Genomic DNA, 13,485 nt, shown 5'->3' with positions numbered 1-13,485 from the left:
AGCAGAATCCGGTGCACATACGGTGGCCAGGTGCGCCAGATCCGCTCATTGGCCGCGGCCCGCGCGCGCACCGTGTCGAGGTCGGCGTCCGGCGACACCAGCAGGGCCCTCATGGTGCTCAGCCCGGCCCATTCCATGGCGGTCGACACCACCGCTGCCGGATCTTCGCGAACCCAGTGGTCGTCATCGCCCATTCGCAGGGCGGTGTGCGGATAAGGCGGCGGCACGCGGACGGTGTCCACGGGGTCGGCCTCGATGACCCAGAGGGAGGTCCAGGGCACCGGCCCGCCGCGGCCGGACATCCGGAACACTTCGTTCGCGATGGTCCTGGCCGCAGTGCCCACCGCTGAGAGATCGACCCTCTCCGGCAGTGGTGTCGTCTCGTCTCGAGCGCCGATCAGACCGGCGAGCTGCTCGTGCAGCGCGACGGCATCGCGCGGACAAGTCAACACCGCCGCAGACGAATCACCGGGGTGGACCGGTGTCATCTCGTTCATGATCGCGACCAGATCCGGATCGGCGATCGAGATGCCATTTTCGTCGGTCACCGGCTGCGAGGGCATCAGGTCTGCGGCGACCTGCACGAAAATGTTCCGCGCCTCGGTCACATCGCCGACGGTGAGGATCGGGTTGCCCGACTCGCCGAGCAGCGGGAATGCCAGCAATCGCACCGGCGGATATCCGGGCAGGTGTGAAGCCCAGCGTTCGGCGACGATCAGCCGATCGGCCCAGGCGTCGAGTTCGACGAGCCACGACACGTCGTCGGCGGTGGGGTGATCCATGGCGTGCAGCCGAGCCCGCTCCCGCGCCAGCCGCATTCGGTTCACGGCATCGCGCAACGCATCCGGAAGCTCTTCGCCGACCAGGTCGTCGGCCATCGTGTGCAGGGTCGCCGCACCATCGAAATCGTGTGCGTTCCACAACTTTTCGACCTGAGCCAGACGGAATTGCCGGCGGGCGTTCATCTGTTCCGCGGCATCGAGTGCCTCGAATCGGCCCGCGGCAGCGGCGACCGCGCGGTTCACCTGCCGTTGCAGGCGCTGCCACCCTTCCTGTGCCGCAGTTCTGTCGGCGTCGGTGTGGCGGGTGTCGAGAACGGGCAGCGCCGGAAGTGGGTCGACATATCCCGGCAGCTCCTGCCGCCGGGCACCGATGCGGACGTTCTTGAAGTCCAGGCCCGCGATCGCTCGCGACGTACCGCCCGGGCCGAGCGCGACGGCCGCGGTCCAGATGCCGGCGTCCTTCCGCGTCAATGCGAACCCGGCCAGGCTGTCCACGCCGTGCTGGCGCGCCCGCCATTCCTCGAACGTGTACTCGATGTCGCTGTCGATCACCTTCACGGTGTCGCCGTCGCGATACACGGTGGCCGCGTGCGAACCGATCTCGTTCCGTTTGTCGAAACCATGAAAGCCGACCACCGCGACGACGATGTCTCCGGTGGAATCCACCCGGTCGTACAGCGCCTGGAACGAGGCGAAACCGCCCTCTTCCCAATCGGATCCGAAGACCTGTGGCGCCTGCGTGGCGTCGGTTCCCGGCAGACCGGACGGGTCGGCGCGCCGTGCCGGTGCCGGTATGCCCGCCAACCGGTAGGCGTGGTCGGTGGACTTCAGGAAACATGTGCCCAGCTCGGTGCCGGTGGCACCGGGGCCGCGTAGATGCTCCTCGGCCGCGGAATTCGGGCGCTCGTAAGCGAAGTCGTCCCCCGGTTGCGCCTGAGGCACCGAGAGCAGGGCGATCGACCGGTCGCCGAGACCGTCGGTCAGCGCCGCGTCGATCCGCGCCAGCTGAGCGGTGGCGATATCGGCGGCCGGCGATACGTCTGCTCGGCGGAGCTCCGCCCGCACGCGCAGCCACTCCCCGGCCAGCGCCCCCAGTCGCTCGAGGTGCCCGCGCAACCGGCCCAGCTGTGTCTCGGCGGCGTCCCGTTGCTCGGCGTACCGGATCATCTGCTGAAGTTCATGCCTGATCCGGCCGCCCGGTTCGCCGCTCCTGGGCCGGTATGCCTTGGCAGCCGAGTACATTCGCGTCAGGTCGGCGAGCTGTGGCGGGCCCGGCCGCAGCTGGAAGTCGGCACCGATGATGGTCTGCTGATACCGGTCCCGAAGCCGGCCCAGGTGCTCGTCGGCCACATCCCGCTGTGCTTGCGCCCGGCTCAGGGCCGCATGCAGGTCGTACACATTCCACGTCCGCCGAGCGGCCGCGAGAATCCGCTCCCGCTGCGCGATCTCGACATCGATGACACTGCAGTTCCTCGCCCGGTCCGTGCGCTCGGAACTCTCGTGCTGGGCGACGTACCGCGCATACAGCTGCGCGACGCGGGCCGGGGTGAGTCGCGCTTCCGGCACACCCGACGCAGGCGCCAGCTGTGCGACGTTCTCACGACGACGGTCGTTGAGTTCCCCGAGACGATCCTCCTGCGCGGCCAGGTTGTCGACGTCGATGGTCTCGTCCGCGGGCAGGGCAGGGCGCTGCTGCTCGAGCATCCGCGCCAACACAGGCATCGCCGGGCTGCCGGTGGTGGGCGTGGCGGCAGCATCGTCGGCAAGCATTTCGGATCGGCGTGCCAGTGCCAGGAATTCGGCCGCCTGGGCGTTGAACCAGGCCGTCCGCTCGATCATGGCATCGAGGTGATCGTCGTCGTGCGCATTTTTGCGACTTGTCTCGATCGACTTCGCGGTGCGGCCCAAAACCTTCAGTTTGTCCGTCAACGCCCGATACTGGCCTTCGGTCCTGAGGCCCAGTTCGAAGTACGCCTCGGCACGGTGTATCGCGGTTTCGATGAGGTCGGCCTGCACGGGCAGTACGGCCCGGATGGGTCGCAGCCACTGGTCGACCTGGAGGAGCTGGTTCGAGATGCCGCCGGGTCGTACCGTGACCGCAGCGGGACGCGGTGCCAGAACACCGTTGATCAAGCCCTTCGCCACGGCCCCCAATCCACTGAGCCGGGACGGGTGCCGCTGGGCGGCGAGCGACACCGGCCGGGTGAAGGCGGCATGGTGTGCGGCCAGCCGCACGTCCGCGAGCGCGTCTTGCACGAGGGCACGATCGCGTCGTCCGGCGTGCAACCGGATCTGCGCCGAGCCAGCGTCTTTCCGTCCGGAGGCAAGGCCCGCGAGTTGGACCGCCAGCGTGCCCGAGTCGGCGGCCTGCGCCACCACGACCGCCACGGTGCCGCCGGGGTGCGCCCGGTGTTGTTCGGCATATGCGCCGATCGCGTTCCGTAGACCGATACGCAGCGACTCCCGGGTGCCGACTTCATGGGCATCCAACTTCGCCTGTACCAGCACGACCACCTGATCGGCGGTACTCGGGTCGCCGAGGGTGGCGGCGATGGCGTGCTCGGTCCCGCTCATGCGGAATGTCGGGGCCGGGTTGCCGGGCAGCGTCTGCGCCCACTGCTTCGCTCTGGCCTCGATGTCGTCGAGGTCGGTTCCGGCGTGCGACACCCTGCCCCGCATGACCTCCCACAGCTTTTCACCGTCACCGCGGGTGATGACCTCGACCGTCGGCGGCAGCTGTTTCCGGAGTTCATGGATCGCCTGGGTCGAGACGATCCGGTGCACAATGTTCTCGGCGACCGCGTGAACGGTTTTCTCCGAATTTCCGTTCGCGCCGTACGGCATGACCACGATCGTGGATGTGGCTCGATCCGGCAGATTCTCCGCCCTGGCGATATCGGCGCCTTCTGCCACGCGCGTGATCAGCTGATGATGTCCGGGCGCATTCGGCGCCAGATACCAGACCTGGTGTTGCGCCGAGGCTTTACGGTCGCCGAATTCGAGAATCAATGCCCCGCCGGTGTAGGACAGCACGTGCACCGGCAGGCCCATCGCCTCGCCACGGTCTTCGGCGATTTCCACCGCTTTGACGATCTTCGCCAACTGCTCGAACCGAGCCGATTCGGCGGGATCCAGCTTTTGCTCGAGTGCTCCCGGCGCCAAATCCTCGTATTCACGCTGTATCGCGGCACGCAGGCTCCGGCTCTGCACAGGACTCGGAACCACTTCGGCCGCGAGGAAGGTCTCCGGGAATTCCTTCTCGAAGGCATCGCGGACATCGATGCCATCGGACTCGTCGGGAGCCTGATCCCAGAATCGAACCGCGCCGACTGCCCGGTCCCGGGTGGTGGCGACCGCCACCGCGGAGCCGTCCGGGGCGAGGTCTTGCACCCTCGCCAGGCCCGCTGCTTCGGCCACGGCCTCGACCACCGCACGACGCTGGCGAGCGGCCTCCTCATCCTCGTCCGGATCCCCGGCCACCGGTACCTCGGCGAACCGGTCCGGGGCGACCTCCACACCGGGCATATCCCGCCAGGCCACACCGGGAGACTCGTTCTCGCCCAGCGGATCCAGCCGCTTCAGGGCACCCTTGGGATCGTCCGGATCGACATGGAAGACGATGCCGTGGAACCGTCCGGCGGGTTTGTCCGCCCAGTTCGCAAACGCCACGTCGATGACCTGGTGTCCCTTGCGCTCGTGCACCCACACCGTGCCGTCCGCATGGCGATACAGCACGAACATGTGCGCACCGACGTCATCGTGAGTGACTGTGCCCATGACGATCTCGCCACGCGCCGCACGCTCACGCATGGCCTCGAGATTCTCGAAACCGCCCTCGTGCCACTTCGCGCGCGCACGTCTCGCGATCGTCGACGGCAGCATGCCGCCGGCGTGGATCATCGAGTCGAACATCGACGGCGGGTCGATGTCTTCGACGCCGAGGACATCCTTGACGAACCACATCGCGTCCGCGGCACAGATTTTCGGAGCACCGGCCAGGTGCAGTTGCGCATCGCTCGGGAACCCGGGCCAATCCACGTCACCGTCGAACGGGTCAGCCGGCATGTCGTCGGCTGCCGGATCGGCGGCCGCGGGCGTGGCCGGCGCCTCGCGTATGCCATCGGTGGGCATCGGCGACGGCTGGGCCAGCAGCGCGACCTGCTCTTCGAGCGGAGTCGACAGGATCCGATCGAACTCGGCGGCGAGCTGTCGATCGATGTCGGCGACGGTGTCGTTGTCCGCGTCGGCGTATGCCGCGGCGCGGTCGGCGGCCATGTCGTCCAGCCGTCCGCTCTCGTCCACCAGCAGGTCGAGCTGCTGCTGCAACCGAGTGTGAGCCTGGTGGCAGGCGATCATCGCGCTCAGTTGGCCGCGGCGCCAGGACTGCCCGCGCGCGGTCTCGGTGTCGACGGCAAGGCGGTCGGCCAACTGCTGCCGCGTGTCCGGGCCCCAATGAATGTATTCGGCATCGGCGGGAGAGTGCTCCACGAGCTGTGCCAACTCGTGGAAGAACCGCCGCTTGGCTTCCTGCAGACGCGTTTCGGCGTCGGACAGCATCGTGCGCAGCCGCTCGATCCGCTGAGCCAGCTGCGCGTCGACACGGAATTTCTCCACTTGGACGACGGCGTCGCTGGCCTGCCAGAATTCGACGAACACCTCGAGATCGGCCCTGGTGTGCCCAGAATTCTCCAGCTGCGCCAACACCCGCATGATCGGCATGGACATGACGGCTTGCGGGGTCAGCGTTTCCGGAGCGACCTCCAGCCAGCCGGCGATCTGCTCCGCGAGCCGCGCCTGCCGGTCACGCAATGCGGCGAGGTCGTCGGGCATCGAGTCACCGGCCGCCCCTTCCGGGGCCACGGCGTTGAGCTGATCCTGTTCTTGCGCCCGCAGATTCGCGGCACGCCGCATCGCGCGCAAACCGGATCCCAGAACTTTCCGCAGCGGTGCGTCGCGTCGTTTTCCGAGTCGCCGGGTGAGGTCGGCCAACCGGCTGTCGAACAGTTCGCGCAGCAGATGTGCGACGGTCTCGGACCCGTCCTCGGACCCGCCCTCGGCCCCTTCCAGGGCAGATGGCCGATGCTCATCCACTGTCAGTGCCGCGGCGAGCTGCCCCAATTCCCGAGCCTGACCGGAGAATCGATTCAGTTCGTCGTCGGTGTCTTGGGTGAGGGTCGTTTCCTTCCTCATGCGCGTCAGTGCTCGGTCCAGATCGACGAGCCGCTCCAGCCGGGTGTCGGAGCGGTCGATATCCGCGACCAGGAGTGATACCCGGTGATAGCGCATGAACCTTTCATGCGCGTCTGCATGCGCCGGATCGGCAAACAACCAAGCCGGGTCGCCCAGTTCGTGTGCGGCCAGCAGCGGATCGGCCAGCAATGCGGCTGCGGCACGCTGTTCTTCGGCGAGCAGCCCCGGCGGGACATCGTCTCCGAGACGGCGACGGGCGAGGATCTCGGCGAATTCCGCTCGCGCGGTGGCCATCCGCGACACCAGATCATCGCGCCCCGGTCCCGGTCCCGCCAGCTCGGCCCATGTCATTCCCACTTGTTCGGCCGCCGAGTGCACTTCGCAGATCGCGACGGCCCGCGATCGAGCGGTCAACACCGCCCTGCCGATCAGGCGCGTGCTGAAGGCCGGTGCCGGCCCGGAGCGGACGAGCGAATCCACCGAGGCAGCCGGGAATACCTCCCCCGGCCCGCGGGAAGCCAATGCCTGGGCCTCGAAGATCGGGGTGACCGTGTCGAGCAATTCCTGCAGGTCGGCGCCCGCGGTCAGTATCGTCACCAGCCCGTCGCCATCGGCCATCTCCCGGTGATGTCCGAGGATCGCCACCTGTAGCGCACTGTCCAACGGGATCTCGGTACCGAGGCTGACATAGATCACACACCGTGTGGCGTCCTCGGCGTTACCGATGGCGAATGTCGAGCCGTCCAGGTCCGCCACCGACGCCTGAGGCGATCCCGGCAGCCGGTCGACCGAGCGCAGGAACCGCTGCAACAACTGATGTTCGGACATCAGTTGTTGCAGCCGCTGCCGCGCTTCCCGGGTCGAACCGCCGGAGTCTCGTTCCCGCCGCGCCTCCTCCTTCGCTTGCCTCAGCCGCTCGGCATGTTGGTACATCGCGGCGAGCTGACGGGCCGAAATCGGCGCGCCCGGCAGGTTCGCGACCAGATCGGGGTCGACAGTGGCGACCAGATCCAGCACCTTCTGACTGTGGTTACCCGCCTGCAGTATCGACATGAGTTGCCATGCAGTGGGTTCGGGTCCCAATGCGCGCAATTCCTGAGCCAACCGGCGTGCCACCGCCGATGATTCGTCGTCGATCGTGGGATCGAAGGCGATCTGATCCAGAACGCGCCGCGGATCCCACCGATCATCGGTGTCTTTCGACTGGAACTCGCCGGCCAGAGCCGGGGCCGCCTGTTTGACGACGTCGCTGCCCTCGCCTCGGCCTACCAGCACCACCTTCGGTCGGCGCCGGCCGTGTCGAGCCTCGTAGGCCGCGTTCGTCATAGCGACGTGTTGCACCAGTCGGTTCTCGTCCCGGCCCGCACGAATGGTCAGCACTTCGTCCCAGTAAGTGGTTGTGCCTTCGAGGGTGGTGAAGTCGTAGTCGACCGTCACCATCATCGACACGGTGCCCGACTCGGACCGTTGGTAGCTGTGCAGGATTTCGGCGGCCTCCGCGGTGGCTCGCTCGATCCCCTCCTGATCGGAGACCGCGCCGGCCTGGAACCAGATCAGCGTGTCGGCGTCCGCGGCGCCGTCGTCGGCCGATTCGGCATCCGCGATTTCCCCGACCCGGAACCGGAGTTGGTAGCGGCCGCCGGTCATCGCGAAGTGGCTGTTCCGGTCTTTTTCCCGCAGGAGCTCGCCCGACAGAAGCTGAACCGGCCTGCCGGGAGCGCCTTGGCGCATGGCCTCGAGCACCGCCGGCACGAAGTCCTCTTCGACCGTTGCCAATTGGCGCACCATCGTGTTCGGGTACTCGCCGCGAGTGTCCTCGGGGAGGTTTCGCAGCGGTGTCAATATCGCTTGCAGCTCCTGCAGCACCAGCGGGTCCAGTACGTCGGCGGGCAGCGCACCGATCACCTCCCGCAACCGCGGGTGCCGCTCCAGCAGTGCGGTCGTCAGCCCGGCAGCCTCAGCGGCCTGCCACAGTCCCGCGACAGCTCGGCCGACGGTGCGGGCAGGCTCAGCGTCGAGGTCCCCCCGCAGGATCGGCGCCAGCAGTTCCTCCAGGGTGCGCTTGTTCGTCTCGCGCAGGGCATCCCGAACCAGCGGCACGAGTTCGGGGGAATCGGAGGAAAGTTCGAACCAGACCTCGCGGCCCGATTCCGTCCTTTGCATGCCGGACCGATACCACGGTCCGAGAGAAGTGGACGGCTTCGGCGGGACCAGAAGGACGTCGCCACCGTCCGACAAGGTCACTCGCAGCAGGCCGTCGACCGATTGCACGCGGACGAGAACCTCTCCGCCGTCGGTATGGGTCATCGCGGTGACGATGCTGTTGATTTCGTCGATCGCGCGATTCGCATCCCACGGCGACCAACCGACCATCTGTTCGGCAAGCTGGTCCAACACCATTGTGCTGCTGTCGTTGTCCGACGAGTAGTTCGCGGCAGTCCACAGCGAAGCCCCGGATCCGCCGTCGGGCCAGCGATCGTGTTCGGTCAGGTTGTGCGTCGGAGCCTCAGCGCTGTCCTCGGCCCACACCACACCCGATGTGCCCATCCAGTTGGTGAGCCGGTCGTGCAGACGTCCCACCGCCGGTGCGACGCGCGCGGCATCCGGCCCCAGATCGACCCGCCGATACCGCCCGGTGGCGCGCTTGTCCTCGATCGACATCTGCCACTCGATTCGCGCCGACCCACCATCGTCGAGGTCCAGTGTCAGGGCCACCGACACCCCACTCGGCGACAACACGACACCATCGACCCGAACCGAGAGGCCGTCCATACCGGTGCCCGCGAACACCATGTCGGCGGTCATTCCCTCCAAGGACCACAACCTGCTGGGCGTCAGCTCCCGGGGGACCGGCTCGTCGCTCCAGAGGGCCCCCGGTCCATCCGTGGGCGGCAGGTCGGGGAGGCTGATACCGACCGCGAAGTCCTCTTCGCGCAGCGACACCGGCTCGGCACCGTCGGGCACCCGGCACGCGCGGCCCTGGTCGTCCAGGAACAGCACGTATACCGGTTTGCCCACCTCCTCCGGGGTCACCATCAGATCCGGCTCGTACACCCCCTTGCCGAGGTCGTGGCGCTCGATGTGCTCGTTGTCTCCCTCGTCCAACGTCCGCGTGAGGAAAAAGGCGTGGCCGAGGGCACCGTCGTCGTCGCTGCCGTCCAGGTTCGGCACGAACACGATCGCGCCGAGTTTGCGGCCGCGACCCGTACGCCGCATTTCGGGCCGGGCGGCCCACCGGGACAACATTTTCTCCACCTGGCCCAGATCGGCCACGCGCTGCGATTCCAGGGGGGACTGCCTGGGTTCGGATTGCGGCAGGACTCTCTCGACGGCGCTGACGAACGTTCCCTCGATGGTCGGCTTCCCCAACGCCGACAACAACTCCTGGGCCGGCAGCTCGTAATACGCGGCGTAACCGCGCAGCGTCTCCTGCGCGCACTGGTTCAGTTCGTGTGGCGACCACGATCCAGGCGGGGCGATCGACACACCGGTCAGTGGGTGCTCGTAGGCCACCACGCCGCTGCCGAAGCCGTCGGCGACTGCCGCGAACGCGTCCCGCGGATGCTGCATCTCGGCGAGCGCGGTGTCCAACTGGGATTCGAGGTGCTCGAGTTCGTCGGACAGTCCGCTGATTTCTTCGGCCTTGTCGATCAGGGACCTCAACCGTGCGCGCTCTGCGGAGTTCGCGTCGGTGTCGGACTGCCCGCCGCCGGACCTGCTTTCGGCGTCCTGCCCCGCGAGGCTCTCCGGGGCGATCTGCTCGATCTGCTCGATCTGCTCGCGGATCGCGGCATCGATTTGACGTACCTGATATCGACGGTCCTGCGCTCGCCCCCGGGTGATCCCCAGCTGGCCCGCCGTCCGGTCGATCTCGGCGACGACGACGCCGTACCTGCCGGCCAGACCGTCGAGCTTGCGCGCCCGCGCCTCCAACCGTTCGGCGCGCAGTGTCCAGTCTCGTAGCTGCTCGCCCGCCGCAACCAACTCCGACAGCGCACGCCGCTGCTGAGCGGCCTCCGCATCCGAGCGCGCGGACACCCCCGAGGAGGGCCGATCCTGTTGCTGTGCAAGCGCATACAAAACATCGAGTTGATCTCGATTCCCCGGATTCTCGGGGGGCTCCCGCTCGGCATCCGGATAACTCTCGCAGTAGGCGCCGCGTGCGGCGGTGTACCGGTCATCCGCTGCCTCGCGCTGAGCTCGCGCATGCCGCCGGGCCTGATCCAATGCGGTGACCCCGCGGAATCGGGCATCGAACTGAACGAACCCGCGCGAGGGGCCGATCAACTCCTCGATCATCTTGTAGATCGAGGCGAGCGGCGCCGCCGCTTCCGGCTCCTGCGAGTCGGCCATCTGCCGCATCCGCGCGGGGGTCACCTCGACCGGACGTACTCCCAGCAAGCCGGCGACCTCGCCGCGGATCTCATCGCACCAGCTCTTCAAGTGCGCCGGTGTCTCGCGAGTCATCGTGTCCGGGTCGACCTGGAAGCGACCGCCCGAGGCGGTCGCCAATCGCTGGGCCGACCGCGCGATCCAGCCGGACAGGGACGCCCTCTCCGCGATCGCGTCCCCGACGAACCAGGTCAGCTGGACGCCGAGCGCACGTCCAGAATCCAGCGGTTCGATCCCCGTCGCCGAAAATGCGTTGTCGAGCGCCACGGTCGCCTCGTGCACACGCGCCATGCGCTCGGTCGCCTCGGCGAAGGCGGTGGTCAGCTCCAGTAGCTCCGCACAGCGCCGGGCTGCTCGCGCTATCTCGTTCGCCCGCAGACGATCGGAGCCGGAAGCATCGTTGTCCCGGCGATTGGCCTGCGCCGCAATGCGTTCGAGCTCTTGCGCGTCGCCGAAGTCAGCCACATCACGGCCGGTGAGCTCTGCCAACTCCCTCGTGACAACAGCCAGGGAGCGGGTGAACTCATCGCGCTTGCGCCGCGCGGGAACGAAGTCCAGATCCGCGCTGACCACCTGGTATCGGTCCAGATCGATCTGCTCGAGACCCGGACGCTCCGCCGCCGACCGCGACGCGTCGGCAGCCTCGAACTCCCTTGCCAGGGCTTCGATCTGACCTGTCAGCGCGCCCAGGAATTCCAGCGTCGGCGCACCCTCCGCACGCCCCGTGCCCTGCGCGTAGACGTGGTGAAATTCCGTATCCAGCGCTTCGATGTACCGTACCCAGTCACCGAATCTGCGCGCCTCATCGACGAGGAACACGGTGTCATACCACTGCCGGAACGCTTCCCCGACCTCGGCGACCTCCGCCGGTTGGTCGCTCCAATCCCGCAGGTTCGCCAGCACCTGCTCCACCGCTGGGGTGTCGGAAATATCCTCGGGGGCAGAGAAGTCCGCACTGACCGCGATCTCCGGAATGCGCGCGATCTCGCTGTTCAGCAGCTCGCGTATCTGATCCAGAGTCGCGTGCAAGTCCGCGCGCAACGCGGAGTCGGGGGCGAGAAGTTCGTCTCGGACGTGCTCGTCGCCGACGACTAGATTGGGCAGCTGCGCCAGTAGCGACTTTTGCCGTGCGCTGAACTGCCACCGCATTCGCGCCAACGTCATTCCCAGGTCGGCGCTGATGCCCGCCGCGTCGGGCTGCCCCGGGAGGCGCGGTGGGTCCGGGCCGTCTTCGGGGTCCTCGAAGTCGAAGCGCCTGCCCAGGTTGCGTGCCGGGTGGTCCACCCCCGGGTTGTCCGGCGGTGTCTCACCCGGCGCCAGCGGGTGCAGCGGTTGCTTGTCCTCGTCGAACACGATGCCGTACAGCGGACCTTCGGGCCTGTCCCATTCGTCGAACCGCACATCGTGGACCTGGTTGACGTCCACATCGCCATCGCGTACGGCGACCACCTCGTGCACCCAGACGTCACCGTCGCTGCCCTGGTACACGACGAACATGTGCGCACCGATGTCACCGAAATCGACCGCGCCGAAGACCGCGCCGCCCTGTACCGCGATCGCGTACATCTCGTCGAGCGAGGAGAACCCGCCCGGATACCACTTGGCATTCGCCGCCAGCGCCGCGTCTTTCGGGCTGGTACCCCGCAGCTGGGTCGTGGCGTCCTGTTTGGACAGTGCTCGTACCGGCAGCCCGAGCACATTCGCGCCGAACGACATGCTCTCCGCGACGCACACCTGCGGAACTCCGCTGAGCAGGTGCCGTGCCTGCGTTTTGGTGGGGCGCCGCGGCGTCGTGAGGCCGTCGTTGACCGGGCCGTCGAGCGGCTTGGCGTGGCGACCGGACGTACGGCGGTGCCTGCCGCGCCCGGGGTCGGGCTGCTGACGTCGTGCCCGGCGTGCATCCTCGATCGAGCGCGCGTGCGCCGGCGACGGGCGCATGCCGTCGGTCGGGCCGGTGGCGGCACCGCCGGCAGGTTCGGGAGAATCGGTCACAAGGAATTCGATGTCGCCGATGGCACGGTCCAATGCCTCGGTCAGCTCGGTATCGAATTCCTCTGCCTGCATCGACATTTCGTCGCGCCGAGCGGCCGCGGCCTCGTGGTCGCCGGTCTGCGCCCGTGCGGCGAGTTCCTCGGCATGCCGCAGCATCTGAGCGGTTCGCTCGAGCAGTTCGGTGTGGCTTTCGAGGGTGGCGGTCCGCCGCGCGGCAGTCGCACACGCCTCGGCGGCATCGGCGAGTCCGAGCAGAATTCCCGACAGCCGCAGGTGCTCCGAATCCCGGGTGGACACGGCGAACAGCTCCCCGTGCGCTCGCAACTCACCGGCCCAGGTCGCACTCGCTGGGGCCTGTTCGGTACCAAGGATTCGGGCCAGTTCGGTCGACCGATCGGCGCGCGCGGTGCGCAGCCGATCAGCGAATTGCACTCGCGCGCGGTCGTTGTCGACTCCGACCTGACGTATGGCCGCGGACAGCGCCTGCAGACGCGCGATCCGCTCACCCGCGGCCTGGTACCGCGCGCTGCTGACCGCAGCCGAGTCCGCGTTCGCCGCCGGCGTGTCCTGCCGATACCGCACCCGGGCCGAGGCGTCCGCGCGCCTGATGCGAACGAGTTCCGGGCCGAGCGCACCGCGGCGCGTGACCGGTGTCCCGTCGGGATCGCGCACTGCCTCTGCCAGGCCGCTGTCGAGTAGTTCGTCGAGTGTCCGAGCAGTGGTGGCGTATTCGTCGAGGTCCAGATTCCGTTCGATCGCATCGCGGATCTCGAGGAATTCGCTTGCCCTCCTGGCGCGTTCGACGGCCTGATCGTGGGCGGCGGACGGTTCCCCGATCGCGGCCTCGGCCGGGGGCTCGGACAGTTCCACCAACTGTGCACGGCGCATATGGGTCGGCGGGGTATCGCCGTCCAGCAGACCGTTCAACAACATGGCCGTGCGGTCGTAGGCGTCGCGGAGATCGGTCTCCACCGCGGTCTGTTCGGCACGGCTGCGGCGTGGGTGCGACCCCACCAGATCCGCATCGAGCCGTTTCCGGTCTCCGGCGAGTTCCTCGAGCCGGGTCAGCTGGGAAACCAGCCGGCGATAGTCGTCGGTGGCAGCACCGATGCGAACCCGGGCGGCGGCG

Annotated in this window: 1 protein-coding gene (running past both ends of the window); it reads right to left on the bottom strand. The window is 67.9% G+C overall.

All 13,485 nt of this window come from inside a single coding sequence — locus tag AB0L57_RS09970, helix-turn-helix domain-containing protein, on the bottom strand. Of the gene's 129,024 coding nucleotides, 18,623 precede the window and 96,916 follow it; the stretch shown corresponds to coding positions 18,624–32,108 — codons 6,208 (partial) to 10,703 (partial); the first complete codon in reading order (the gene reads right to left) occupies window positions 13,482–13,484. Both codon boundaries (start and stop) fall beyond the window edges.

This window comes from Nocardia sp. NPDC052254 (assembly GCF_040679495.1).
GTDB lineage: Bacteria > Actinomycetota > Actinomycetes > Mycobacteriales > Mycobacteriaceae > Nocardia.
This window is presented reverse-complemented; position numbering and strand designations above follow the sequence as displayed.